We start from the raw sequence: 25,309 nt of genomic DNA on the forward strand, positions 1-25,309 counted from the left end.
AGCAACAATTAATCAACATCCCCTCAGTTAATTTGCGGCAGCTCACAAATACGATTTTTGGCTGCCAAAATTCTTTTTTTACCCCCCTCAAGACCACCTTAGCTGATTGACAGCTTATTTCCCGCAGAGTAGTCTCTTGATTCATGGGACCGCTACCACGAGAATCGAAGGTGAACCAAAAAATCCAAAAATGCCTGACAGAAGTTTATGGTCATACATTTACTTCATGCCACTATGAAGCGCTGTTTGCACGTTTAGAGAAATCACAGGGATTAATTAAAAAAATCCGTAAAGCGCATTGGGACGAGGGCGATGTGGTGCTTATTACCTACGCCGATCAATTCCACGGGGCTGGTAAAAAACCGCTACCGACGTTTAATCAGTTTTATAATGAATGGCTTAAGTCGACATTTTCTCATGTGCATCTGCTGCCATTTTATCCGTGGTCATCGGATGATGGTTTTTCCGTGATTAATTACCATCAGGTTGCCAAAGAAACCGGTGACTGGAATGATATTAAGGAATTAGGTGAATCCAGTCGACTGATGTTTGATTTTGTTTGTAACCATATGTCAGCTAAAAGCGAGTGGTTTAATAATTATTTGCAACAGCTTGACGGTTATGAAAATTTCTTTATTGCAATGGATCCTGATACGGACCTGAGCAACGTCACACGTCCACGCGCATTACCGTTACTGACACCTTTTACGTTGAAAGATAATACAGTACGTCATCTCTGGACGACGTTCAGCGACGACCAGATCGATCTCAACTATGCCAATCCATTAGTATTACTGGCGATGGTCGATGTGCTGCTAAGTTATCTTGAGCAGGGCGCTGATTATGTCCGCCTGGATGCGGTTGGTTTTATGTGGAAAGAGCCAGGGACAACCTGTATTCACCTGGAAAAAACGCATCAGCTTATCAAACTATTACGCGCTATTGCTGACTGCGCGGCGCCTGGTACGGCGATTATTACCGAAACCAACGTCCCGCATAAGGATAACGTGTCCTACTACGGTAATGGCCATGATGAAGCGCATATGGTGTACCAGTTCTCGCTGCCGCCGCTGGTGCTGCATGCGGTACAACGCCAGGATACGTCGATATTGTGCCAGTGGGCGCAATCACTGCAGCTGCCGTCTGGTGAGACGACCTGGTTTAATTTTCTCGCATCGCATGACGGCATTGGTCTCAACCCATTACGCGGTTTGTTGCCTGAAGACGAGATCATGCGGCTGGTGACGGAACTACAACAGGAAGGCGCGCTGGTTAACTGGAAAAATAATCCTGATGGCAGTCGCAGTCCGTATGAAATTAACGTGACATATATGGATGCGCTAACGCCTGGTAATTGTAGCGATGCCGAACGGTTTTCTCGCTTTATTCTCGCACATGCCATTTTGCTGAGTTTTCCAGGAGTGCCGGCGGTTTACATTCAAAGCATCCTTGGGTCACGCAATGATTATAAAGGTGTTGAGACGTTCGGTTATAACCGTGCGATTAACCGCAAAAAATATCAGGTAAGACAAATAGAAACGGAGCTGAAAGATGAAACCAGTTTGCGTCACACTATTTATCATGAGTTATCCCGACTAATTGTAATACGTCGCAATAATAAAGCATTTCATCCTGATAGTGATTTTCAAATTAGCAGTATTACACCGGCCGTAATGCAAATTAAACGTATGGCGGAAACAGGTGAGCAAGTTATCGGATTATTTAATGTCAGCGGTCATACTCAAACCATTCGTATTGACATTGAAAATGGAGTTGATTTGATTAGCGGTAAAACTATTTCAGGTAAGGAATTAACGTTGTACGCCTGGCAGGTCATGTGGGTTAAGTAATAAAAAGGAACATTTCATGCTTAAAGCTAAAATTGTGCTGATTTCAGCACTGGTTTCCTGCGCTCTGGTTTCCGGGTGTAAGGATGATAAAAAGTCCTCTGTCGCGATTGAATTTATGCACTCTTCTGTTGAGCAGGAGCGGCAAGCGGTTATCGCAAAACTGATTGAGCGTTTTGAAAAAGAAAACCCGGGCATCAGCGTCAAACAGGTCCCTGTGGAAGAAGATGCTTACAACACCAAGGTCATCACCTTGGCGCGTAGCGGTTCACTGCCTGAAATCATTGAAACCAGCCATGACTACGCGAAAGTTATGGACAAAGAGTCCCTCATCGACCGTAAAGCGGTAGCGCAGGTCATCAACGGCGTAGGTGAGGGTACTTTTTATGATGGCATCCTGCGTATTGTCCGCACTGAAGACGGTAGTGCATGGACCGGGGTTCCGGTCAGCGCCTGGATTGGCGGGATCTGGTACCGCAAAGATGTGCTGGCAAAAGCGGGATTGGAAGAGCCAAAAGACTGGCAGCAATTGCTGAACGTGGCGCAGAAGCTCAACAATCCTGGCAGTAAGAAATACGGCATTGCGCTACCTACGGCAGAAAGCGTTCTGACCGAACAGTCATTCTCCCAGTTCGCGCTTTCTAACCAGGCCAACGTTTTTGATGCGCAGGGAAAGATTACGCTCGACACACCTGAAATGGCGCAGGCGTTGCAGTATTACCGCCAACTTGCCATGAACACCATGCCTGGCTCGAACGACATCATGGAAGTCAAAGATGCTTTCATGAACGGCACGGCGCCAATGGCGATTTATTCCACCTATATCCTCCCGGCGGTGATCAAAGAGGGCGATCCTAAAAATGTTGGCTTTATGGTGCCGACGGAAAAAGATTCCGCTGTTTACGGCATGCTGACGTCGCTAACCATTACCGCAGGTCAAAAAACCGAAGAAACAGAAGCGGCAGAGAAATTTGTCACCTTTATGGAGCAGGCAGACAACATTGCGGACTGGGTCATGATGTCGCCAGGAGCGGCGCTGCCGGTCAACAAAGCGGTGGTGAATACTTCGACGTGGAAAGATAACGCCGTTATCAAAGCGCTGGGTGAATTACCCAATCAACTGATTGCCGAACTGCCAAATATTCAGGTCTTTGGCGCCGTCGGTGATAAGAACTTTACCCGCATGGGCGACGTAACCGGCTCCGGTATCGTGAGTACCATGGTGCACAACGTCACGGTAGGAAAAGCTGACCTTTCAACGACGATGAAGGCCAGCCAGACCAAACTGGATGACCTTGTTGAACAGCGCTAATGGGGAAATGGAAAGCCGTGATGAATAAGTTCTTTTCAGGTCGATCGGATATGCCATTTGCCATGCTGCTGCTGGCGCCTAGCTTACTCTTGTTGGGGGGGTTAGTTGCATGGCCGATGATATCTAACATCGAAATCAGCTTTATGCGTCTGCCGCTCAATCCGCAAATTGAGTCAACATTTGTCGGCCTGAGTAACTATATCCGTATCTTATCCGATCCCGGATTCTGGCATTCGCTGTGGATGACGGTCTGGTATACCGCGCTGGTTGTTGCCGGGAGCACGGTGCTGGGGCTGGGAGTGGCGATGTTTTTTAACCGTGAGTTTCGTCTGCGGAAAACGGCGCGCTCACTGGTGATCCTCTCTTACGTAACGCCATCTATTTCGCTGGTGTTTGCCTGGAAATACATGTTCAACAACGGCTACGGCATTGTGAACTATCTCGGCGTGGATCTGCTGCATCTGTTCGAGCAGGCGCCGTTATGGTTCGACAATCCCGGCAGCAGCTTCGCACTGGTCGTGCTGTTCGCCATCTGGCGCTACTTCCCGTATGCCTTTATCTCGTTTCTGGCGATTTTACAGACTATTGATAAATCGCTGTATGAAGCGGCGGAAATGGATGGCGCGAACGCCTGGCAACGGTTTCGTATCGTCACGCTGCCAGCGATCATGCCGGTGCTGGCGACCGTAGTCACGCTGCGTACGATCTGGATGTTCTACATGTTCGCTGATGTTTATCTGCTGACCACTAAAGTCGATATTCTCGGGGTCTATCTCTATAAAACAGCGTTTGCATTTAATGACTTAGGCAAAGCGGCCGCTATTTCTGTCGTCCTCTTCGTCATCATTTTCGCTGTTATCCTGCTGACCAGAAAACGGGTGAACCTCAATGGCAACAAATAAACGCACGCTTGGCCGCATCGGCTTTTACTGTGGATTAATTGTCTTCCTGGGCATCACGTTATTTCCGTTTTTTGTGATGCTGATGACCTCATTCAAAAGCGCAAAAGAGGCGATCTCGCTGCATCCCACGCTGTTACCTCAGCAATGGACGCTGGAACATTACATCGACATTTTTAACCCGATGATCTTCCCGTTTGTTGACTACTTCCGTAATAGCCTGGTGGTATCGGTCACGTCATCGGTGGTCGCGGTGTTTCTCGGCGTGCTCGGGGCGTATGCGCTTTCCCGTCTGCGTTTTAAAGGACGGATGACCATCAATGCCAGTTTTTACACGGTGTACATGTTTTCGGGGATTTTGCTGGTGGTGCCGCTTTTCAAAATCATTACGGCCCTCGGCATTTATGACACCGAAATGGCGTTGATTATCACCATGGTGACCCAAACGCTGCCGACAGCCGTGTTTATGCTGAAAAGCTACTTCGACACCATTCCGGATGAGATAGAAGAGGCCGCGATGATGGATGGTTTAAATCGTCTGCAAATTATCTTTCGCATCACCGTGCCGTTGGCCATGTCCGGTCTGGTTTCAGTCTTTGTGTACTGCTTTATGGTGGCGTGGAATGACTATCTGTTCGCCTCGATTTTCCTCTCCAGCGCCAGCAATTTTACCTTACCGGTCGGTCTGAACGCGCTGTTCAGTACGCCTGACTATATCTGGGGACGCATGATGGCCGCGTCGTTAGTCACCGCATTGCCGGTTGTCATTATGTATGCGCTTTCCGAACGTTTTATTAAAAGTGGTTTGACCGCAGGCGGCGTGAAAGGCTAAGCGGCCAGTTTAATTAAGGAGTTGTAAATGAAGAAGTTAGTTGCCACCGAACCGCGTGTTGCAGCGCTGGTGGAATATGAAGACAGAGCGGTATCCGCCAATGAAGTGAAAGTTCGCGTTAAATTTGGCGCGCCGAAACATGGCACGGAAGTGGTCGATTTTCGCGCTGCCAGCCCGTTTATTGACGAAGATTTTAACGGTGAATGGCAAATGTTCATGCCACGTCCGGAAGGTGCACCGCGCGGGATCGAATTCGGTAAGTTCCAGCTTGGCAACATGGTAGTGGGCGATGTCATTGAGTGTGGTAGCGATGTGACCGAATACGCCGTTGGCGATTCAGTTTGCGGCTACGGTCCTCTGGCAGAGACGGTTATTTTTAATGCGGTGAACAACTACAAACTGCGCAAAATGCCTGAAGGCAGTTCGTGGAAAAATGCCGTGTGCTATGACCCAGCACAGTTCGCCATGAGCGGTGTGCGCGATGCCAATGTGCGCGTCGGCGACTTTGTTGTCATCGTCGGGTTAGGGGCAATTGGCCAGATCGCCGTACAACTGGCTAAGAAAGCGGGTGCGTCAGTGGTTATTGGCGTGGATCCGATTGCCCATCGTTGTGATATCGCGCGTCGCCATGGGGCTGATTTCTGTCTGGATCCGATTGGCACCGACGTGGGCATGGAAATTAAAAAGCTGACCGGCAAACAGGGCGCGGATGTGATTATCGAAACCAGCGGCTATGCGGATGCGCTGCAATCGGCGCTACGCGGTCTGGCTTATGGCGGAACCATCTCCTATGTCGCCTTCGCAAAACCTTTTGCTGAAGGGTTTAACCTGGGCCGTGAAGCGCACTTCAACAACGCCAAAATAGTCTTCTCCCGGGCCTGCAGTGAACCAAATCCAGATTATCCGCGCTGGAGCCGCAAGCGCATTGAGGAGACCTGCTGGGAACTGCTGATGAACGGTTATCTGAACTGTGAAGAGCTTATCGACCCGGTAGTCACCTTCGCCAGCAGCCCGGAAAGCTATATGCAGTATGTCGATCGCCATCCGGAACAGAGCATCAAAATGGGCGTGACGTTTTAATTAAGGAATACAGAAAATGAAAATCGGAACACAGAATCAGGCTTTTTTCCCGGAAAATATTCTCGAGAAATTCCGTTACATCAAAGAGATGGGTTTTGATGGTTTTGAAATTGACGGCAAATTGCTGGTCAACAATCTTGAGGAAGTGAAAGCGGCGATCAAAGAAACGGGTCTGCCTGTTACCACCGCCTGCGGGGGGTATGACGGCTGGATCGGTGATTTTATCGAAGAACGTCGTTTGAATGGTTTACAGCAGATTACCCGCATTCTCGAAGCGCTGTCCGAAGTAGGCGGGCAAGGCATTATTGTCCCTGCCGCCTGGGGCATGTTTACCTTCCGCCTACCGCCGATGACCTCTCCGCGTAGTCTGGAAGGCGATCGCAAAGCCGTCAGTGATTCATTGATTTATCTCGATAAAGTTGCCGAGCGTACGGGGACGGTGGTGTATCTCGAGCCGCTCAACCGCTATCAGGATCATATGATCAACACCCTGGCGGATGCTCGCCGCTATATCGTGGAGAACAACCTGAAGCATGTGCAAATCATTGGTGATTTTTACCATATGAATATCGAAGAAGATGATATGGCACAGGCGCTGCATGACAATCGCGATCTGTTGGGACACGTGCATATTGCGGATAATCATCGTTATCAGCCGGGGAGCGGTACGCTGGATTTCTCTGCGCTTTTTGACCAACTGCGTGAAGATAATTATCAGGGCTATGTAGTGTATGAAGGGCGCGTACGGGCGGAGAACCTGCCGGAAGCATACCGTCAGTCGCTGGCCTGGCTGCGTACCTGCTAAGAGGATTTCCGTGAAAAGTGCACTGACAAGCGCTCCGCTACGTGTCGCCATTATCGGCGCCGGGCAGGTAGCGGATAAAGTTCATGCTTCGTACTACTGCACCCGCAACGATCTGGAACTGGTGGCTGTCTGTGACAGCCGCCTGTCACAGGCGCAGGTGCTGGCAGAGAAATACGGTAATCCGCAGGTTTGGGACGATCCTCAAACGATGTTACGCGAGGCTAAGCCAGATATCGTCAGCATCTGTTCGCCCAATCGTTTTCATTACGAACACACCATGTTGGCGCTGAACGCCGGCTGTCATGTGATGTGCGAGAAGCCTCCGGCAATGACGCCAGACGAGGCGCTGGAGATGTGTCAAACGGCGCGGCGTATGGGGAAGGTACTGGCTTATGATTTTCATCATCGTTTCGCACTGGATACACAACTGCTTCGCGAACAGGTAATGAGCGGCGTGTTGGGTGAAATCTATGTCACTAATGTCCGCGCCTTGCGCCGCTGCGGCGTACCCGGCTGGGGTGTTTTTACCAACAAGGAACTGCAGGGCGGCGGGCCGCTGATTGATATCGGTATCCATATGCTTGATGCCGCGATGTATGTGTTGGGATTCCCGGCGGTAAAGCGCGTTAACGCGCATAGCTATCAACGTATTGGTACGCGTAAGAACAGCGGCCAGTTTGGGGAATGGGATCCCGCGACGTACACCGTTGAGGATTCTCTGTTCGGCACGATCGAATTTCATAACGGCGGGATCCTGCGCCTTGAGACCTCTTTCGCGCTGAATATTCCTGAACAATCGATTATGAACGTCAATTTCTGTGGCGATCTTGCCGGGGCGACCTTATTTCCGGCGCAGGTATATACCGATCGTGACGGGACGCTGGATGTGCTGTTCCAGCGCGAAATAGCCGATGACAATCGTCATTTTCGCAGCATGGAGGCTTTCGTGAATCACGTTCAGGGCGAGCCTGTCGCTATTGCAGACGCAGAGCAGGGCGTCGTTATTCAACAACTGGTTGCCGCACTGTATGAATCGGCTGAAACAGGAACATATGTAGACTTATGACGGAGCCAGTAATGCTAACCGAACCGGCTTTTTGCCCACACAGTCTGAATAAATTCGCTTCACTCATGACGACCGGCAACGGTTATATGGGAATTCGCGCCAGCCACGAAGAAGCCTACACCTTACAAACTCGCGGCATGTATCTGGCGGGACTGTATCACCGGGCAGGGAAAGGCGAAATTAATGAACTGGTTAATCTGCCTGATGTCGTGGGCGTGGAGATTACGCTTAATGGCGAGATTTTCTCGCTAACCAGCGGCGTGATTGAGCGCTGGCATCGTGAACTGGATTTTGCCAGCGGAGAATTACGCCGTACCCTGGTCTGGCGAGCGCCCAGCGGCGCACGTTTCGCTATTGAGAGTCGGCGGTTTGTCTCGGCGCAAAAACTGCCGCTGTTTGCTATGGAAGTTGCCGTTACCCCGCTGGATGATGATGCGAGTATTGGCATCTCAACCGGGATTGATGCCACGATCACCAATCATGGACGTCAGCATCTGGATGAAACGCAGGTCCGGGTATTTGGTCAGCATCTGCTGCAAGGCATTTACACCACCCAGGACAATCGCAACGATATCGCGATCACGACGTTTTGCGACGTAGACGGTACGGCGCAGCGCTGCTTTACCGCGAAAGAACGTCGGTTGTTACAACACAATAGCGTGCAGGCGAAAACTGGACAACGCGTTACGCTGACGAAAATTAGCTGGATCGACTGGGCGAGCGAGAGCAGCCTGTCGCTGGAAACCTGGGGACGTCAGTCGCTGCGTAATCTGGAAGCGTGCGCCCAGCAGGGATATGACGCGCTGCTGGCGGAATCGACCGCTAACTGGCATGCCTGGTGGCAAAGCCATCGTGTTCAGGTCACCAGTAATGATATGAGCGATCAGCGAGCGCTGGATTATGCGCTCTATCATTTGCGTGTAATGACGCCAGATCACGATGAGCGCAGCAGTATTGCGGCGAAAGGTCTGACGGGAGAAGGGTATAAAGGCCACGTTTTCTGGGATACCGAGGTCTTTCTGTTTCCGTTCCATCTCTTCACCGAGCCGAAAACCGCAAGAGGTTTATTGCGTTACCGCTGGCATAATTTGTCGGGCGCGCGTGAGAAAGCCCGCCGCAACGGTTGGCAGGGGGCGCTGTTTCCCTGGGAGAGCGCGCGCAGCGGTGAGGAGGAGACGCCTGAATTCGCGGCGATCAACATCCGTACCGGACTGCGGCAGAAAGTGGCCTCCGCCCAGGCTGAGCATCATCTCGTGGCGGATATTGCCTGGGCGGTGATCAATTACTGGCATGCCTCCGGGGATATGAAATTTATGTCTCGTGAAGGTATAACGCTGCTTCTGGAAACAGCGAAGTTCTGGATAAGCAGGGCTGTCATGGTCAACGATCGTTTAGAGATCCACGATGTGATTGGTCCGGATGAATACACTGAGCATGTGAACAACAATGCGTTCACCAACTACATGGCCTGGTACAACGTAGAGCAGGCGCTGGATTTTGCGCGTCGCCTGGGCTGTAACGATGAGATCTTTATTCATCGTGCTGAGCATTTTTTACGCCATCTCTGGCGTCCGGAAGCGTTGTCCGATGGTGTGTTACCTCAGGATGACACCTTCCTGAGCAAACCGGTTATCGATCTGTCCAGTTACAAAGCGAAAGCGGGCAAGCAGACGATTTTGCTCGATTACTCCCGTGCAGAAGTCAACGAGATGCAAATTCTCAAACAGGCCGATGTCGTGATGCTGACCTATATGCTGCCGGAGCAATTTACCCCGCAAACCTGTCTGGCGAACCTGCGGTTTTACGAGCCGCGCACCATTCATGACTCGTCTTTGAGTAAGGCGATTCATGGGATTGTGGCTGCGCGTTGTGGTGATTCAGTGCAGGGGTATCGCTTCTGGCGTGAAGGATCGCTTATCGATCTCGGAGACGATCCACATAGCTGTGATGACGGTATTCACGCAGCAGCGACGGGGGCCATCTGGCTGGGCGCAATCCAGGGATTTGCCGGCGTGAATGTTCGCCACGGGGAGTTACATTTTACCCCTGTATTACCGGACCATTGGCAAACTCTGTCTTTCCCACTGCGTTGGCAGGGCGTTGATATGCAGGTCACTATCAATAACGCTGAAATCCGCATTAGCACCGCTGAGCGTATTACCTTGTGGGTTAATGGCGAAAAGATCGCCGTCCAGGGGGAGTCAGCGATTACTTATGACGGTGTTATTACGTCTATTTATGGGACCGCTACCACAAAAAGGGATGATGAATGATACTCAAACCACAGGCCATCATTTTTGATTTGGACGGCGTGATTACCGATACCGCACATTTGCATTTTCTGGCATGGCGGCAGGTAGCCAACGAAGTAGGGATTGCGATTGACGAAACATTTAATGACAGCCTGAAAGGGATTAGTCGCGGCGAATCGCTACAGCGTATTTTGCAATATGGCGGGAAAGCGGGGGAATTTACACCTGAAGTTTGCGCACAATTGGCCGAGAGAAAAAACAGGCTGTATGTCCATTCTTTGCGCCAGTTGACGGTGAACTCGGTACTGCCGGGAATACGTGAGCTGCTGATGACGCTGCGGGAAGAGCGGATTCCAGTGGGGCTGGCCTCCGTGTCGCTCAATGCGCCCACTATTTTACAGTCGCTTGATCTTAGCGCTTGTTTTGACTTTTGTGCGGATGCGGCGCTGATTACCCATTCAAAACCGGATCCGGAGATTTTTCTGGCGGCCTGTGCGGGGCTTGGCGTTGAACCGCAACAGTGCATTGGCATAGAAGATGCACAAGCAGGAATTGATGCAATCAACGCCTGCGGCATGCTTTCTGTCGGCATCGGTACGGGGCTGAACGGGGCAAGCCTGCAATTTCCTTCAACCGAATTTCTGACGTGGCCGTGCTTATCGGCTCTCTGGCAACACGACAAGTAAAGGATTCAACATGGCACAGCTTTCGTTGCAGCATATTCAAAAAATTTACGACAACCAGGTGCACGTCGTTAAAGACTTCAATCTGGAAATCGAAGACAAAGAGTTTATTGTTTTTGTTGGACCTTCCGGTTGCGGGAAGTCAACGACGTTGCGCATGATCGCCGGTCTGGAGGAGATCAGTGGCGGCGATCTGCTGATTGACGGTAAACGGATGAACGATGTGCCGGCGAAATCGCGCAACATTGCGATGGTTTTTCAGAACTACGCGTTGTACCCACACATGACAGTCTATGACAACATGGCGTTTGGCCTGAAAATGCAGAAAATTCCCCCTGCCGTGATTGAGGAGCGTGTCAACTGGGCGGCGCAAATCCTTGGCCTGCGCGATTATCTGCAACGTAAACCGGGTGCGTTATCTGGTGGTCAGCGTCAACGTGTGGCACTGGGGCGTGCGATTGTTCGTGAGGCAGGGGTCTTCCTGATGGATGAACCCTTATCGAACCTCGATGCCAAACTTCGCGTACAGATGCGGGCAGAAATCAGCAAGCTGCATCAGAAACTCAATACCACCATGATATATGTTACCCATGATCAAACCGAAGCCATGACCATGGCGACGCGTATTGTGATTATGAAGGATGGCATTGTTCAGCAGGTTGGTGCGCCGAAAACAGTTTATAACCACCCAGCAAATATGTTTGTCGCAGGATTTATTGGCTCACCGGCCATGAACTTTATTCGTGGCGCAATTGACGGTGATAAGTTTGTTACTGAAACACTGAAATTAACGATTCCAGAAAATAAATTAACACAATTAAAACTACAGGGTTATGAACATCAGGCGGTCACGCTGGGAATTCGTCCTGAAGATATACATCCGCAGGTTAATAATAAAAATAGTGTGTCGGCAAAAATTAGCGTTGCAGAATTAACTGGCGCTGAATTTATGCTTTATACCATTGTTGGGGGGCATGAGTTAGTGGTCCGTGCTGGGGCAGTGAATGATTATCACGCAGGAGAAAAAATCACTATTCATTTTGATATGGCGAAATGCCATTTCTTTGATGCTGAAACTGAAGTGGCTATTCAATAAAATTCCGGGGGGATAATAATCCCCCACGCCTTGGGGCATTTTTGCGAGTATTTTAACAAGGAATAATAATGAAAACCCTACTGTCCGCTACTGCGCTGATTATGAGCGCAGGAATGGCCTGCGCGCAGGCTGCTGAAAAGAATGACTGGCACTTTAACATCGGTGCTATGTACGAAATAGAAAACGTTGAAGGTCAGGGCGAAGATATGGATGGACTGGCTGAGCCGTCCGTCTATTTTAATGCGTCCAATGGGCCGTGGAAAATATCGCTGGCCTATTACCAGGAAGGGCCGGTTGATTACAGCGAGGGTAAGCGCGGTACGTGGTTTGACCGACCTGAACTGGAAGTCCGCTATCAATTCCTCGAAAGCGAGAATGTTAATTTCGGCTTGACAGGTGGCTTCCGTAATTACGGTTATCACTATGTGAATGAACCCGGAAAAGACACAGCTAATATGCAGCGCTGGAAAGTGCAGCCAGATTGGGATGTTAAACTTACCGATGACCTGCGCTTTAGCGGCTGGTTTGCGATGTATCAATTCGTTAATGATTTGAGCACCACCGGCTACTCTGATAGCCGCGTCGAAAGTGAGAGCGGGTTGAATTATACGTTTGACGAAACAGTAGGGTTAACTGTGAACTATTACCTTGAACGCGGCTTTAATCTGGCAGATTCGCGTAATAATGGTGAGTTCTCAACCCAGGAAATTCGTGCTTATTTGCCTCTGTCCTTCGGCAATACAACCCTGACGCCGTATACCCGCCTGGGGCTTGATCGCTGGTCAAACTGGGACTGGCAGGATGATCCTGAACGCGAAGGCCATGATTTCAATCGTCTCGGTTTACTGTATGCGTATGATTTCCAGAACGGTTTATCAATGTCTCTGGAGTATGCTTATGAATGGGAAGATCATGACGAAGGCGAAAGCGACAGGTTCCATTATGCTGGTATAGGCGTGAACTACGCATTCTAAAAAAGAACAGGGGCATTATTATGCCCCTGTTTTTACACCAGTGAGTCGGCCAAAGATATTTGCGTGCTTACAGTTATATTCTGTAATCCTTTCTCACCTGCAATCAGATTAAATAATAAATTACAACTTTGTTCACCCAACTGCTGAGTAGGTACATCAATTCCACCAGGAACTGGTGTGAGCATAAAAGAAAGTAGCTCATTACTATAGCCTACAACGGCAAGTTGTTGTGGGATGTCAATGTTTTTCTCGGCCGCCACGCGATATAAGCTCATTAACTTTAAGCTGTCTGTCGCAAATACGGCATCGGGTAGCGGCTGCTGGCTCAGTAATTTTCGAGAAGCAAGCAGGGCGGTTTCATGAGTATACCCGCCGTCAATAACCCACTCATCGCGCATTTTAATGTTATGTGCCTGAAGGCTGGCTTTATAACCGTTAACGCGGTCGATAGAAACATGGACGTCAAGCGGTGCATGCAAACAGGCTATATTACGGTGGCCACTCTTAATCAGCGCATTTGTCAGCGTAATACTGTCGCGATAATTATCGGTGTCTACAGAATAGACATTGGCGTAGTCACCTTCAACTTTCCCAATAACCACAACCGGTACGTTGTATTTATCAAGACTAGCAAAAAATGATTCATCGGCAGGAGAGCTCAGCATAATGATCCCTTTGATCAACTTCTGCTTAATTTTGCTCTCACATTTTTGTAAATCATCTTCGGTGCTTCGCGACGTCTGCAATATGACATCAAAACCGACTTCTTCAGCCTTGGCAGTAATTGCATGCAACACTTCAGAGAAAAACGGATTACCGGCAGTTGTTTTTGCAGAACGGGTAGATATCACCATTATTGCATCAAACCCGGAAGAGGTCAGCGCGCGAGCAAGTTTATTAGGTTGATACTGTAACTCATCAATTGCGCGCAGCACCTTTTCAAGCGCCTCCGGCGAGATGTTGGTTTGCTTATTAAGCACGCGCGATACCGTGGATTTTGATACGCCAGCGGCTCGTGCAATATCATAAATGGTAGGAGACATAGATCCCAAGCTCCGTCCGAGAGTCAATGGCGGACATATTATGGAGTTAATTGACGAATGACAACAATCTCGGAATGCTGGCAGAAAAATCAAAAGGCACACCGCACAATGTGTTACCTGAAGAGCAATGTGATTTGCTGACGTGTACGATGATAATGCAGTCGCAATATTTTCTTAAGAACTGGCGTATAGTGTAGAGGTAAATCCAACTATCAGTCAGGAAGATATTATGTTGAAAAAAGGTGTATTAGCATTGGCTCTGGTCATCGGCATGCCGGTTTACGCAGCCGAACACTGGATCGATGTTCGCGTTCCTGAACAGTACCAACAGCAGCATATTCAGGGGGCCGTCAATATTCCGTTAAAAGAAATGAAGGCACGTATTGCAGCTGAAGTTCCTGATAAGAACGACACTGTGAAGCTGTACTGCAACTCCGGGCGTCAATCGGGACAAGCGAAGGATATGTTGACTGAAATGGGCTATACGCAGGTGACGAATGAAGGTGGCATCAACCAGATCTCGCTTCCTAAAGTAGAGAATAAATAAGCCGTACGCAGTTCTTCTGCTCCTGGCGGTAAGAATAATGCCGCCAGGTACCGCCCAGGTAGTTGATAAGTAAGAATTGACCCCTATCTTTACTTCCTGTTTGTTATAATTTCTTCGGTTCCTTCAGCAAAACGGGATGGCGATGAAGCGACTTAAAAATGAACTCAATTCGCTGGTTAATCGCGGGGTAGACCGGCATTTACGCCTGGCTGTTACCGGACTTAGCCGCAGCGGTAAGACGGCGTTTATCACCGCGATGGTAAACCAGTTACTTAATATTCATGCCGGTGCGCGCTTGCCGTTGCTCAGTTGCGTGCGCGAAGAGCGTCTGCTTGGCGTGAAACGGGTTCCTCAACGCGATTTTGGCATTCCGCGCTTTACCTATGATGAGGGACTGGCACAGCTGTACGGTTCTCCGCCGACCTGGCCGACCCCTACGCGTGGCGTGAGTGAAATACGTCTGGCGCTGCGCTATAAATCCAATGACTCATTACTGCGCCACTTTAAAGACACCTCCACGCTGTACCTGGAGATCGTCGATTATCCGGGGGAGTGGCTGCTCGATTTACCGATGCTTGCCCAGGATTATCTGAGCTGGTCGCGGCAAATGACCGGATTATTGCAGGGGCAGCGGGGCGAATGGTCGGCAAAATGGCGGCAGTTATGCCAGGGGCTGGATCCGTTGGCGCCTGCTGATGAAAACCGTCTGGCGGAAATTGCTGCCGCCTGGACGGAGTATCTGCATCAGTGTAAACAGCAGGGCCTACATTTTATTCAACCGGGCCGTTTTGTCCTGCCCGGGGATATGGCGGGCGCGCCTGCGCTGCAATTCTTCCCGTGGCCGGATGTCGATGCCTGGGGTGAATCAAAGCTGGCGCAGGCTGACAAACACACCAACGCGGGCATGTTGCGCGAAAGATTCAATTATTACTGCGAAAAGGTCGTCAAAGGGTTTTATAAGAATCACTTCCTGCGCTTTGACCGCCAGATTGTGCTGGTCGATTGCCTGCAGCCGCTCAACAGCGGGCCACAGGCGTTCAACGACATGCGCCTGGCGCTTACCCAGTTGATGCAAAGCTTCCATTACGGGCAGCGTACGCTGTTTCGTCGGTTATTTTCTCCAGTGATCGACAAGCTGCTGTTTGCCGCCACCAAAGCCGACCACGTCACAGTCGATCAGCACGCCAATATGGTGTCGTTATTGCAGCAGCTGATCCAGGACGCATGGCAAAACGCGGCGTTCGAAGGTATCAGCATGGATTGTCTGGGGCTGGCATCGGTGCAGGCAACCACCAGCGGCTTGATCGATGTGAAAGGTGAAAAGATCCCGGCGCTGCGTGGTAATCGTCTGAGCGATGGCGAACCGCTGACCGTTTATCCTGGTGAAGTGCCCGCGCGACTGCCAGGACAGGCGTTCTGGGACCGCCAGGGATTTCAGTTTGAAGCATTTCGCCCGCAGGTTATGGATGTCGATAAACCCTTACCACATATCCGCCTCGATGCCGCGCTGGAGTTTTTAATAGGAGATAAATTGCGATGAGCGAGCCGTTAAAACCGCGTATCGACTTCTCAGGTCCGCTGGACGTGGAACAAAACACGGCGTTTAAAGCGCAGCAAATGTTCAATGAAACGGAAGCGCAGACCTTTGCTCCGGCGACACTGGATGAGCCTCTGGAAGACGAAGGTCAGGCAGAAGCGGTGATTGATGCTGCCTTGCGTCCTAAACGCAGTTTGTGGCGCAAAATGGTGATGGGCGGACTGGCGCTGTTCGGCGTGAGCGTTGTTGCTCAGGGTGTGCAGTGGACCATGAACTCCTGGCAGACCCAGGACTGGATCGCGCTGGGAGGGTGCGCCGCGGGCGCGCTGATCGTCGGCGCGGGCGTGGGGTCGGTGGCGACCGAGTGGCGCAGGTTGTGGCGTTTGCGCCAGCGAGCGCATGAACGTGATGAAGCGCGAGACTTGCTCCACAGCCATGGAACCGGAAAAGGTCGTGCATTTTGTGAAAAACTGGCGCAGCAGGCGGGTATCGATCAGTCTCATCCAGCATTGCAGCGTTGGTATGCCTCAATTCATGAAACACAGAACGATCGCGAAGTGGTCAGCCTGTATGCCCATCTGGTGCAGCCGGTGCTGGATGCGCAAGCCCGGCGTGAGATCAGTCGTTCAGCGGCAGAGTCCACGCTGATGATTGCCGTCAGCCCGCTGGCACTGGTGGATATGGCGTTTATCGCCTGGCGCAATCTGCGCCTGATTAATCGCATTGCATCGCTGTATGGCATTGAACTTGGTTATTACAGCCGTCTGCGCCTGTTCCGCCTGGTGTTGTTGAATATCGCTTTTGCCGGGGCCAGTGAGCTGGTGCGGGAAGTAGGGATGGACTGGATGTCGCAGGATTTAGCCGCCCGCTTATCAACGCGTGCCGCACAGGGCATTGGCGCGGGGTTATTAACGGCGCGTCTGGGCATTAAAGCTATGGAGCTTTGCCGACCGCTGCCGTGGATCGATGATGATAAGCCACGACTGGGCGATTTTCGCCGTCAACTGATTGGTCAGGTGAAAGAGACCTTACAAAAGAACAAATCTCCGCGCGAAAGTTAGCTATAAAACAGGCGCCGATCGTATAACTTTACGCCCCGGCGCCTAATTTTCCAGCGCGCTGTCAATATTTGTTGACAGAGTTCTTCCTGCAAACCAAATACTGTCTTATCATTTAACACATAATCCCTTGTCCAGGTGAAGGTTCCTATGCGTTTGGAAGTCTTTTGTGAAGACCGTCTTGGTCTGACCCGCGAATTGCTCGATTTACTGGTGCTGAGAAGCATTGATTTACGCGGTATCGAGATTGATCCCATCGGGCGAATTTACCTTAATTTTGCGGAGCTGGAGTTCACCAACTTCAGCAGTCTGATGGCTGAAATCCGCCGTATTTCAGGGGTTACGGATGTGCGTACCGTACCCTGGATGCCTTCCGAACGTGAACATCTGGCGCTGAGTGCTCTGCTTGAAGCGTTGCCAGAACCGGTCCTTTCTCTTGATATGAAAAGCAAAGTTGAGATGGCGAACCCTGCGAGCTGTCAACTTTTTGCGCACACCCAGGAGCGGATGCGCAACCATACCGCAGCCCAGTTAATCAATGGGTTTAACTTTCAGCGCTGGCTGGAAAGCAATCCGCAGGATTCCCATAGCGAACATGTCGTGATTAACGGGCAGAATTTCCTGATGGAAATTACGCCTGTCCATTTGCAGGGCGAAAATCAGGAGCAGATGCTGACCGGCGCGGTGGTGATGTTGCGCTCCACCATCCGAATGGGACGTCAGCTGCAAAATATGACAACGCAGGATCTCAGTGCGTTTAGCCAGATTATTGCCGTCAGCGCCAAAATGAAACACGTCGTAGAACAGGCGCGCAAGCTGGCGACGCTGAGCGCGCCGCTGCTGATTACTGGTAATACCGGCACCGGCAAAGATCTCTTTGCTCACGCCTGCCATCTGGCAAGCCCACGTGCGTCGAAACCGTATCTGGCGCTGAACTGTGCGTCAATCCCTGAAGATGCGGTTGAAAGCGAGCTGTTTGGCCATGCGCCGGAAGGCAAAAAAGGGTTCTTTGAGCAGGCGAATGGCGGTTCGGTTCTGTTAGATGAAATTGGCGAAATGTCGCCGCGTATGCAGACCAAATTGCTGCGTTTTCTCAATGACGGCACGTTCCGTCGCGTGGGAGAAGATCACGAAGTTCATGTTGATGTCCGTGTGATTTGCGCGACGCAAAAGAACCTTGTGGAGCTGGTGCAGAAAGGACTTTTCCGTGAGGACCTCTATTATCGTCTGAATGTACTGACGCTAAACCTGCCGCCGCTGCGCGATTGCCCACAAGATATTATGCCGCTTACCGAACTGTTTGTGGCGCGTTTTGCCGATGAACAGGGCGTGCCGCGTCCGAAGCTGTCCGCCGATCTCAGCACGGTGTTAACCCGTTACGGTTGGCCGGGCAACGTGCGTCAGCTTAAAAACGCTATCTACCGGGCGCTGACCCAGCTTGAAGGCTATGAGCTGCGGCCACAGGATATTTTGCTGCCGGATTATGATGCGGCAACGGTTGCGGTCGGAGAAGAGGTGATGGAAGGGTCGCTGGATGAAATTACCAGCCGCTTTGAACGCTCCGTGCTGACGCAGCTGTATATGAATTATCCCAGCACACGCAAGCTGGCCAAGCGCCTCGGCGTTTCGCATACCGCGATTGCCAATAAATTGCGCGAGTACGGCCTGAGCCAACAGAAAAAAAGCGAAGAGTAATACCGTAAATGAAAATGCCTCCATCCGGAGGCATTTTTGTATGCAAACGCAGCTTACGCTTTCAGTACGTCCAGCGCCGCTGTGTAGTCTGGTTCGTTGGTGATTTCATTGACCAGTTGGCTGAAAACAACATTGTCATTTTCATCGATAACAACTACGGCACGTGCGGCCAGACCTTTCAGCGGGCCTTCAGCGATTTCAACACCGTAGTTTTTCAGGAATTCTGCGTTGCGCAGGGTGGACAGCGTGATAACGTTGCTCAGACCTTCCGCGCCGCAAAAACGAGAGTGGGCGAATGGCAGGTCGGCCGAAATACACAGTACGACGGTATTGTCGATTTCTGTCGCCAGTTGGTTAAACTTACGTACCGATGCCGCGCAAACGCCAGTATCGATGCTTGGGAAAATATTCAGCACTTTGCGCTTGCCTGCAAACTGGCCCAGCGTAACGTCAGACAGGTCTTTAGCCACAAGGGTAAAAGCCTGAGCTTTGCTTCCAGCCTGAGGAATGGAGCCGGCAACTGCAACCGGGTTGCCCTGGAAATGAACGGTTTGTGACATGGTTATCTTCCTGTTTACATATAGTTAACGTCGAGGCTAGTTTATGCCATCAACAGTTAACACGGCAAACGCTATTTGCGGATATCCGCTTCAGGGACTGCATTAAGGAAAACAAATGAGAACAGTTAAGGTATATGAGGAAGCCTGGCCGCTGCACACTCCCTTTGTCATCGCCCGTGGGAGCAGGACCGAAGCGCATGTGGTTGTCGTCGAATTGACAGAAAATGGCGTCACAGGTATTGGCGAGTGCACACCGTACCCGCGCTACGGTGAAAGCGATGCCTCTGTCCTGGCGCAAATTATGAGCATTGCGCCACAACTGGAAAACGGACTGACGCGTGAAGAGCTGCAAAAGCTGCTGCCAGCAGGGGCTGCGCGAAATGCCGTAGACTGCGCGTTGTGGGATCTAAGTGCGCGTCAACAGCAGAAGTCGCTGGCGGAATTGGTGGGAAGTGAACTGGCGGAAGTGGTGACGACGGCGCAAACCGTAGTGATTGGCTCGCCGGAACAAATGGCTGCGAGCGCGGCTGCGCTGTGGGGAAATGGCGCAAAACTGCTGAAAGTTAAACTGGATGCTCGCTTAATTAGTGAGCGGATGGTTGCCATTCGTGCGGCTGTTCCTGACGCCACGATTATTGTCGACGCCAACGAATCCTGGCGGGCAGAAGGCCTTGCGGCACGCTGTCAGCTTCTGGCTGATTTAGGGGTGGCGATGCTGGAGCAGCCGCTGCCGGCCCAGGATGATGCCGCGCTGGAGAATTTTGTGCATCCGCTGCCCATCTGCGCAGATGAAAGTTGCCACACTCGCAGTAGCCTGAAAGCGCTGCACGGACGCTATGAAATGGTCAATATCAAACTGGACAAAACAGGCGGTCTGACGGAAGCACTGGCGCTGGCAACGGAAGCCCGCGAGCAGGGATTTGCGCTGATGCTGGGCTGCATGCTGTGTACCTCCCGGGCTATTGGTGCGGCGTTACCGCTTACGCCGCAGGTTAACTTTGCCGATCTTGATGGTCCTACGTGGCTGGCCAGCGATGCGGAGCCAGCCCTACATTTTACGACCGGGCAGCTCCATCTCTAGGGTGCCAGCGCAGCAGATTGGACATGGCCAGCAGGTATTTTTCGCTCGCTTCATCCGATGAAATGGGCGGAAATTCGGCGGTTATGCAGTGTAAATTCAGGTCTGCGCACCAGCTCCCAAAAGAGCCGGGCGTTTCATAACCTACGCTGGTGACCAGAGGCAATTCAAACGACTGTGCCAGCCACGAACCCAGCTCGCTGCTTCTGGGATCTTCAATACAGGCCAGTGGATCGTGAAAAGAGACTACCCAGGCGGGATGAATTCGGTGAATAAGCTGACACAACGCCTGGGTTTCTGGTTCCGAACCCGGACTTTCGCCGGTCAACAACACCACATCACGCTCTTCTGCGCTACTGTTCCAGCGATACACCGTTTCTCCCGCTTTCCAGTTTGCGGCGGGAAAATTACGGTTCAGATCGACGCCGTTCGCATTTGCGCGCAGTCCAAGCTGGCAACCGTCAGGGTTTACGGCCAGCACTACATGGTGGCGACGCAAGGAAGGGTTAAGCGTACGCAATGCGCAAGAAAGGGTAACGATCGAGGAGTTTTCGTCGCCGTGCGTTCCCGCCAGTATCAGGCCGCTTTCACGATCGGCTGCCAGTGCAGGAAACCAGATTAGCGGTGCGCCTAACAATGAACGTCCGTAATGTTCGGTTCCAGGTGGGAATGCGCCGCGCTCGGCACGGGGACGGGTAACGGTCATAGTCATCTCTGAATGCTTGGATTGTTACTCGCAGTGTTGTGCAAAATGTATGGATAATCAAATCGTTTTCACACACTTATCTTTTCAGGTGTAATATCACTTTCTTGTCGGAAGTTAATTGCATTTCCTGCTGGCGATACAAATAATTACACATTCACTTAGTAGCCGGAATTGAGGGTATCTTATGCAGCATTCTGTTTCAGTAACCTGTTGTGCGTTGTTGGTTAGCAGCATTTCTTTATCCTGGGCTGCTGATGTTCCCAGCGGAACGGTACTGGCAGAGAAACAAGAACTGGTGCGTCATATAAAAGACGAACCGGCGTCGCTTGATCCGGCAAAAGCCGTAGGGCTGCCTGAAATACAGGTTATTCGTGATCTATTTGAAGGGCTGGTCAACCAGAATGAGAAGGGTGAGATCGTGCCTGGCGTCGCTACCCAGTGGAAGAGTAACGATAACCGCATCTGGACGTTTACGCTGCGTGACAATGCGCAATGGGCGGATGGTACGCCGGTAACGGCGCAGGATTTTGTCTATAGCTGGCAGCGTCTGGTTGACCCAAAAACGCTGTCGCCGTTTGCCTGGTTTGCTGCGCTGGCGGGTATTAATAATGCTCAGGCTATTATCGATGGCAAAGCCACGCCTGATAAACTTGGCGTTAGTGCTGTCGATGCACGAACATTGAAAGTTCAACTGGATAAACCGCTGCCCTGGTTTGCCAATCTGACAGCGAGTTTTGCATTCTATCCGGTACAAAAAGCTAACGTTGAGAGCGGCAAAGAGTGGACCAAACCAGGCAATCTTATTGGTAACGGCGCCTATGTGCTCAAAGATCGCGTCGTGAACGAAAAACTGGAAGTGGTACCAAACACACATTATTGGGACAACGCCAAAACGGTGCTGCAAAAAGTCACCTTCCTGCCGATCAACCAGGAATCAGCTGCCACCAAGCGCTATCTTGCTGGTGATATTGATATCACGGAATCCTTCCCGAAAAATATGTACCAGAAACTGTTGAAGGATATCCCGGGTCAGGTTTACACCCCGCCGCAGCTTGGTACTTATTATTATGCTTTCAATACCCAGAAGGGACCGACCGCCGATTCACGCGTGCGGCTGGCACTCAGCATGACTATCGATCGTCGTCTGATGGCGGAGAAGGTATTGGGTACAGGTGAGAAGCCGGCATGGCATTTTACGCCGGATGTAACGGCAGGATTTGTGCCGGAACCTTCACCGTTTGAGCAAATGAGTCAGGAAGAACTGAACGCGCAGGCAAAAACGCTGCTGCGTGCGGCGGGCTATGGCCCACAGAAACCGCTTAAACTGACGCTGCTGTACAACACCTCAGAAAATCATCAGAAGATTGCTATCGCAGTGGCTTCTATGTGGAAGAAGAACCTCGGTGTTGACGTAAAACTGCAGAATCAGGAATGGAAAACGTATATCGACAGCCGTAATACCGGTAATTTTGATGTGATCCGCGCCTCATGGGTGGGTGACTACAATGAGCCTTCTACGTTCTTGTCGCTATTAACATCGACCCATACGGGCAATATCTCCCGCTTTAATGATCCGGCGTACGACAAAGTGTTGACCCAGGCAACTCTGGAGAATACAGAGAAAGCGCGCAATGCCGATTATAACGCCGCGGAGAAAATTCTGATGGAACAGGCACCTATTGCACCGATTTATCAGTATACCAACGGGCGTTTAATTAAACCGTGGCTGAAAGGGTATCCGATTACTAACCCTGAAGATGTGGCCTATAGCCGCACAATGTATATCGTTAAGCACTAGTTGAATACACTCTCCTGATAACCTTCGTTAACCTCATCTAAAACCAGAGCTGGCGCGGATTTCAGCGCCAGCACCTCTCGTATAATCGTAGTGGATGATGGCTTCTTTGAAACAGAGCGACGGGAAGAGGGTCATTGGATGCCACTACCAGCAGTACCGCAGCTGGACTGGGATAATCAGGTGAAGATTACTCTATGGGCGTATTCGCAAGGAAGATGAGAAAAATATTAATGATAATAAGGTTGCCAACAAAGATAGAGCTGATTTCATTCTGCTGTGCAGTCATTTGGGTTATTTGGTGTGCATGGGCAGACAAAATCACTCACGACACGTACCTTTTTGATGAGGGGCTTTATAAGTCAGTAATTGTTGGGACTTCCTTCCTAATAGGAATGTTCATTGCTTGGCGTGTGTACCTAAAGAATAAGTTCGCTGCAGGTATGGTTAAGAGGCTTTTTGGCGTTTGCCTCACCGTTATGATGTACCTGACTTTTATCTTTTGGAACGTTCCAGAGTTACTAATGATCTCATCAGCTAATAAGCATGTGAGTGACAATTACCGATTCAAGATGAGATACCCAACACAATCTGGAGGAAAAACCAGGTCATGTAAGGCTCATGTTATCTACTATGACACATATCTGAAGCGTGAAATCGCACTCTGTCACTGGGATGATGCTCCATCTTTTTTCTATACGGATTATATTCGCGTAGATAAGCTGATTTCAGGTATGGGCGCACAGATTATTTATCACGAAGCAGTTCATTGAGAAAATCCTATTCAAAGTTTAGCGGTCGCCATATGTCGGCCTTTTCTACTTCAGACTCATGGGAATCAACCACTACGTGCTTTGTTGATAAATCCAGCCGGTGAAGCCTGATCCTCTACACACAGAATAACTATGTCTGAGCCAATCATAATTGCCAGTGGGGTGACCTCCGCTACGGTAGGGATCACTTTCGCCACTATGTTCTTGGATTTAAGGGATTGATCCTTAATCTGATTGCAATGTAACTCTGAATCGCCACGGGTTTAACAGACACCTCGGAGTCATTTAAGATGACTTAAAGAGAGGTGCCCATGAGCGGTAAACGTTATCCCGAAGAGTTTAAAATTGAAGCAGTCAAACAGGTTATTGATCGCGGTCATTCTGTTTCCAGCGTTGCAACACGTCTCGATATCACCACCCACAGCCTTTACGCCTGGATAAAGAAGTACGGTCCGGACTCATCCACTAATAAAGAACAGTCAGATGCTCAGGCCGAGATCCGCCGACTCCAGAAGGAGTTGAAGCGGGTTACTGACGAACGAGACATATTAAAAAAAGCCGCGGCGTACTTCGCAAAGCTGTCCGACTGAGGTACGCCTTTATTCGTGACAACTCCCGTTGCTGGCCTGTTCGTCTGCTCTGCAGGGTGCTGGATGTTCATCCCAGTGGCTTTTACGCCTGGTTTAAGCAACCGTATTCTCAGCGCCACCAGGTAGATCTGAGACTGACGGGACAGATCAAACAGTTCTGGCTGGAGTCCGGTTGCGTTTATGGTTATCGCAAGATCCATCTGGACTTGCGGGATAGCGGTCAACAGTGCGGAGTGAACAGAGTCTGGCGACTGATGAATCGTGCCGGGATAAAGGCTCAGGTCGGGTACCGGAGCCCGCGGGCACGCAAAGGCGAGGCCAGTATCGTATCGCCCAACAGGCTCCTGCGACAGTTCAATCCGGATGCTCCGGATAAGCGTTGGGTAACGGACATAACCTACATCAGGACCTACGAAGGCTGGCTGTATCTTGCTGTGGTTGTTGATCTGTTCTCACGCAAAATTATCGGCTGGTCAATGCAATCCCGGATGACAAAGGACATTGTCCTGAACGCACTGCTGATGGCTGTATGGCGGCGTAATCCCCAAAAACAGGTGCTTGGTTCATTCGGACCAGGGCAGTCAGTACACAAGCCATGAGTGGCAGTCGTTCCTGAAATCACACGGCCTGGAGGGGAGCATGAGCCGTCGCGGTAACTGTCACGATAATGCGGTTGCAGAAAGCTTTTTCCAGTTGCTGAAACGCGAACGGATAAAGAAAAAGATCTACGGAACGCGGGAAGAAGCCCGCAGCGATATTTTTGATTACATCGAAATGTTTTATAACAGTAAGCGTCGGCATGGTTCGAGCAATCAGATGTCACCGACAGAATATGAAAACCAGTATTATCAACGGCTCGGAAGTGTCTAGATTATCCGTGGCGATTCACTCAGACTCGAAGTCTGTATCTCGCAGGACCAGTATGTCGTAGCTATCAGCGTAAGCCCCCCATTTAAAACGGGCTAAATGTTTAGACTCACCATTAGGGTCGGTTAAATATAGGACACCTTCCACCATCCCTGCGTCGTACTTGTATAGCGTTTTTAACGCCAGCACGGGTGATCATCAGGGGCATATCCTG

21 protein-coding genes and 1 pseudogene are annotated in these 25,309 nt (G+C 50.6%); 19 read left to right on the forward strand and 3 right to left on the reverse strand.

The window, feature by feature from the left end:
* Window positions 1–143 precede the first annotated feature (143 nt).
* From SK38_RS05035 to SK38_RS05085, 11 genes are all read left to right on the forward strand, one after another.
* Window positions 144–1,850: a sugar phosphorylase gene (locus tag SK38_RS05035; RefSeq protein WP_075553030.1), complete on the forward strand. Its 1,707-nt coding sequence runs from the start codon at window positions 144–146 to the stop codon at window positions 1,848–1,850.
* 16 nt (window positions 1,851–1,866) lie between these two features.
* Window positions 1,867–3,159 carry an ABC transporter substrate-binding protein gene (locus SK38_RS05040; protein WP_048235278.1) on the forward strand — a complete coding sequence of 431 codons (1,293 nt, stop codon included), beginning with the start codon at window positions 1,867–1,869 and terminating at the stop codon, window positions 3,157–3,159.
* Window positions 3,160–3,179: 20 nt separating this feature from the next.
* Entirely contained in the window at window positions 3,180–4,061 is an 882-nt protein-coding gene (locus SK38_RS05045) for a carbohydrate ABC transporter permease (RefSeq protein WP_048236420.1), read from the forward strand.
* Entirely contained in the window at window positions 4,048–4,890 is an 843-nt protein-coding gene (locus SK38_RS05050) for a carbohydrate ABC transporter permease (protein ID WP_003020474.1), read from the forward strand. The genes SK38_RS05045 and SK38_RS05050 overlap by 14 nt, the downstream gene beginning before the upstream one ends.
* A gap of 27 nt (window positions 4,891–4,917) precedes the next feature.
* Entirely contained in the window at window positions 4,918–5,970 is a 1,053-nt protein-coding gene (locus tag SK38_RS05055; RefSeq protein ID WP_048235279.1) for a D-guloside 3-dehydrogenase, read from the forward strand.
* A 16-nt stretch (window positions 5,971–5,986) separates the two neighbouring features.
* A complete protein-coding gene (locus tag SK38_RS05060; RefSeq protein ID WP_048216275.1) occupies window positions 5,987–6,775 on the forward strand; it encodes a 3-dehydro-D-guloside 4-epimerase in 789 nt (262 codons plus the stop codon).
* A gap of 10 nt (window positions 6,776–6,785) precedes the next feature.
* Entirely contained in the window at window positions 6,786–7,841 is a 1,056-nt protein-coding gene (locus SK38_RS05065; protein WP_048216276.1) for a D-glucoside 3-dehydrogenase, read from the forward strand.
* Window positions 7,838–10,114 (forward strand): glycoside hydrolase family 65 protein, encoded by a 2,277-nt coding sequence (locus tag SK38_RS05070; RefSeq protein ID WP_156183240.1) that lies wholly within the window; start codon window positions 7,838–7,840, stop codon window positions 10,112–10,114. The genes SK38_RS05065 and SK38_RS05070 overlap by 4 nt, the downstream gene beginning before the upstream one ends.
* Window positions 10,111–10,779 carry a beta-phosphoglucomutase gene (gene pgmB / locus SK38_RS05075; RefSeq protein ID WP_048235280.1) on the forward strand — a complete coding sequence of 223 codons (669 nt, stop codon included), beginning with the start codon at window positions 10,111–10,113 and terminating at the stop codon, window positions 10,777–10,779. Before SK38_RS05070 ends, pgmB begins: the two co-directional genes overlap by 4 nt.
* A gap of 10 nt (window positions 10,780–10,789) precedes the next feature.
* A complete protein-coding gene (locus SK38_RS05080; protein ID WP_048235281.1) occupies window positions 10,790–11,872 on the forward strand; it encodes an ABC transporter ATP-binding protein in 1,083 nt (360 codons plus the stop codon).
* Window positions 11,873–11,940: 68 nt separating this feature from the next.
* Complete coding sequence (locus SK38_RS05085) at window positions 11,941–12,846, forward strand: OmpG family monomeric porin (protein WP_048235282.1); 906 nt, start codon at window positions 11,941–11,943, stop codon at window positions 12,844–12,846.
* Window positions 12,847–12,878: 32 nt separating this feature from the next.
* Here the strand turns inward: SK38_RS05085 and SK38_RS05090 are convergent, their stop codons facing one another.
* A complete protein-coding gene (locus SK38_RS05090; protein ID WP_048235283.1) occupies window positions 12,879–13,889 on the reverse strand; it encodes a LacI family DNA-binding transcriptional regulator in 1,011 nt (336 codons plus the stop codon).
* Window positions 13,890–14,118: 229 nt separating this feature from the next.
* Between SK38_RS05090 and pspE the strand changes: the two genes are divergently transcribed.
* From pspE to tyrR, 4 genes are all read left to right on the forward strand, one after another.
* Window positions 14,119–14,436, forward strand: coding sequence for a thiosulfate sulfurtransferase PspE (gene pspE / locus SK38_RS05095; RefSeq protein ID WP_008784913.1), 318 nt, complete (start codon window positions 14,119–14,121; stop codon window positions 14,434–14,436).
* A 142-nt stretch (window positions 14,437–14,578) separates the two neighbouring features.
* Window positions 14,579–15,976 (forward strand): YcjX family GTP-binding protein, encoded by a 1,398-nt coding sequence (locus tag SK38_RS05100; protein ID WP_032944430.1) that lies wholly within the window; start codon window positions 14,579–14,581, stop codon window positions 15,974–15,976.
* Window positions 15,973–17,034: a YcjF family protein gene (locus SK38_RS05105; RefSeq protein ID WP_048235284.1), complete on the forward strand. Its 1,062-nt coding sequence runs from the start codon at window positions 15,973–15,975 to the stop codon at window positions 17,032–17,034. Before SK38_RS05100 ends, SK38_RS05105 begins: the two co-directional genes overlap by 4 nt.
* A gap of 147 nt (window positions 17,035–17,181) precedes the next feature.
* Window positions 17,182–18,726, forward strand: coding sequence for a transcriptional regulator TyrR (gene tyrR / locus SK38_RS05110; RefSeq protein ID WP_008784910.1), 1,545 nt, complete (start codon window positions 17,182–17,184; stop codon window positions 18,724–18,726).
* A gap of 53 nt (window positions 18,727–18,779) precedes the next feature.
* Here tyrR and tpx read toward each other — a convergent pair whose 3' ends face one another.
* Complete coding sequence (gene tpx / locus SK38_RS05115) at window positions 18,780–19,286, reverse strand: thiol peroxidase (protein ID WP_003020437.1); 507 nt, start codon at window positions 19,284–19,286, stop codon at window positions 18,780–18,782.
* A gap of 115 nt (window positions 19,287–19,401) precedes the next feature.
* On the opposite strand from tpx, the gene ycjG reads away from it, so the two are divergent.
* Entirely contained in the window at window positions 19,402–20,367 is a 966-nt protein-coding gene (gene ycjG, locus SK38_RS05120) for an L-Ala-D/L-Glu epimerase (protein ID WP_008784909.1), read from the forward strand.
* Here the strand turns inward: ycjG and mpaA are convergent.
* Complete coding sequence (gene mpaA / locus SK38_RS05125) at window positions 20,342–21,070, reverse strand: murein tripeptide amidase MpaA (protein ID WP_048216283.1); 729 nt, start codon at window positions 21,068–21,070, stop codon at window positions 20,342–20,344. The genes ycjG and mpaA overlap by 26 nt on opposite strands.
* Before the next feature lie 184 nt (window positions 21,071–21,254).
* Here mpaA and mppA point away from each other — a divergent pair, with 184 nt between their 5' ends.
* The 3 genes and pseudogenes from mppA to SK38_RS23640 all read left to right on the forward strand — a co-directional run bounded on the left by mppA (window position 21,255) and on the right by SK38_RS23640 (window position 25,098).
* The gene (gene mppA / locus SK38_RS05130) at window positions 21,255–22,868 is read left to right on the forward strand and encodes a murein tripeptide ABC transporter substrate-binding protein MppA (RefSeq protein WP_008784907.1); all 1,614 of its coding nucleotides are present in this window, start codon (window positions 21,255–21,257) and stop codon (window positions 22,866–22,868) included.
* A 194-nt stretch (window positions 22,869–23,062) separates the two neighbouring features.
* Window positions 23,063–23,638, forward strand: coding sequence for a hypothetical protein (locus SK38_RS05135; protein ID WP_048235285.1), 576 nt, complete (start codon window positions 23,063–23,065; stop codon window positions 23,636–23,638).
* Window positions 23,639–23,949: 311 nt separating this feature from the next.
* Window positions 23,950–25,098: pseudogene (locus SK38_RS23640) on the forward strand (IS3 family transposase).
* Window positions 25,099–25,309 lie beyond the last annotated feature (211 nt).

Origin of the sequence: Citrobacter sp. MGH110 (assembly GCF_001037515.1) — a bacterium.
GTDB classification, from domain to species: domain Bacteria; phylum Pseudomonadota; class Gammaproteobacteria; order Enterobacterales; family Enterobacteriaceae; genus Citrobacter; species Citrobacter portucalensis.

Bases quoted from the DNA above. Each gene is read 5' to 3' on its own strand.
- mppA (WP_008784907.1), top strand. From the start codon at position 21,255: ATGCAGCATTCTGTTTCAGTAACCTGTTGTGCGTTGTTGGTTAGCAGC.
- SK38_RS05060 (WP_048216275.1), top strand. From the start codon at position 5,987: ATGAAAATCGGAACACAGAATCAGGCTTTTTTCCCGGAAAATATTCTC.
- SK38_RS05070 (WP_156183240.1), top strand. From the start codon at position 7,838: ATGACGGAGCCAGTAATGCTAACCGAACCGGCTTTTTGCCCACACAGT.
- SK38_RS05100 (WP_032944430.1), top strand. From the start codon at position 14,579: ATGAAGCGACTTAAAAATGAACTCAATTCGCTGGTTAATCGCGGGGTA.
- SK38_RS05135 (WP_048235285.1), top strand. From the start codon at position 23,063: ATGGGCGTATTCGCAAGGAAGATGAGAAAAATATTAATGATAATAAGG.
- SK38_RS05055 (WP_048235279.1), top strand. From the start codon at position 4,918: ATGAAGAAGTTAGTTGCCACCGAACCGCGTGTTGCAGCGCTGGTGGAA.
- SK38_RS05035 (WP_075553030.1), top strand. From the start codon at position 144: ATGGGACCGCTACCACGAGAATCGAAGGTGAACCAAAAAATCCAAAAA.
- tyrR (WP_008784910.1), top strand. From the start codon at position 17,182: ATGCGTTTGGAAGTCTTTTGTGAAGACCGTCTTGGTCTGACCCGCGAA.
- SK38_RS05080 (WP_048235281.1), top strand. From the start codon at position 10,790: ATGGCACAGCTTTCGTTGCAGCATATTCAAAAAATTTACGACAACCAG.
- ycjG (WP_008784909.1), top strand. From the start codon at position 19,402: ATGAGAACAGTTAAGGTATATGAGGAAGCCTGGCCGCTGCACACTCCC.
- SK38_RS05105 (WP_048235284.1), top strand. From the start codon at position 15,973: ATGAGCGAGCCGTTAAAACCGCGTATCGACTTCTCAGGTCCGCTGGAC.
- pspE (WP_008784913.1), top strand. From the start codon at position 14,119: ATGTTGAAAAAAGGTGTATTAGCATTGGCTCTGGTCATCGGCATGCCG.
- SK38_RS05085 (WP_048235282.1), top strand. From the start codon at position 11,941: ATGAAAACCCTACTGTCCGCTACTGCGCTGATTATGAGCGCAGGAATG.
- SK38_RS05040 (WP_048235278.1), top strand. From the start codon at position 1,867: ATGCTTAAAGCTAAAATTGTGCTGATTTCAGCACTGGTTTCCTGCGCT.
- mpaA (WP_048216283.1), bottom strand. From the start codon at position 21,070: ATGACCGTTACCCGTCCCCGTGCCGAGCGCGGCGCATTCCCACCTGGA.
- SK38_RS05090 (WP_048235283.1), bottom strand. From the start codon at position 13,889: ATGTCTCCTACCATTTATGATATTGCACGAGCCGCTGGCGTATCAAAA.
- tpx (WP_003020437.1), bottom strand. From the start codon at position 19,286: ATGTCACAAACCGTTCATTTCCAGGGCAACCCGGTTGCAGTTGCCGGC.
- pgmB (WP_048235280.1), top strand. From the start codon at position 10,111: ATGATACTCAAACCACAGGCCATCATTTTTGATTTGGACGGCGTGATT.
- SK38_RS05050 (WP_003020474.1), top strand. From the start codon at position 4,048: ATGGCAACAAATAAACGCACGCTTGGCCGCATCGGCTTTTACTGTGGA.
- SK38_RS05045 (WP_048236420.1), top strand. From the start codon at position 3,180: ATGAATAAGTTCTTTTCAGGTCGATCGGATATGCCATTTGCCATGCTG.